Origin of the sequence: Mycobacterium hubeiense (assembly GCF_002838065.1) — a bacterium.
GTDB classification, from domain to species: domain Bacteria; phylum Actinomycetota; class Actinomycetes; order Mycobacteriales; family Mycobacteriaceae; genus Mycobacterium; species Mycobacterium hubeiense.
Map to the genome: position 1 here is coordinate 1 of NZ_PIZU01000167.1, position 320 is coordinate 320.

1 pseudogene is annotated in these 320 nt (G+C 70.3%); it reads left to right on the top strand.

Annotation, left to right across the window (positions count from 1 at the left end):
* A pseudogene (locus CWS39_RS28540) lies at window positions 1-297 on the top strand (IS21 family transposase); the annotation flags it as partial.
* Window positions 298-320 lie beyond the last annotated feature (23 nt).

Sequence of the window (320 nt, forward strand, 5' to 3'; positions counted from 1 at the left end):
GCATCCGCGCATGGGGAGCACGTCGGCGCGTATGCAGCCGCGGTGCTGGAGCATCCACTGCCATGGACCAAGATGCGCCAGGTCTACCGGCTGTTGGGGCTGGTGCGCCGCCACGGCGCAAGCGCGGTCGATGACGCCTGCCGGCGCGCCCTAGACGCCGAAGTCATCGACGTCGGACTGATCGAGCGCATGCTCACCCGAGGTGCGGGCGCGCAGCTGCCACTGATCCCGACGCCGCCGACGGCGTCGCGGTTCGTGCGCGACACAACCGATTTCACGGTGCGGAGGCCATCATGAGCCCCGCCCGTCCCGACACCACG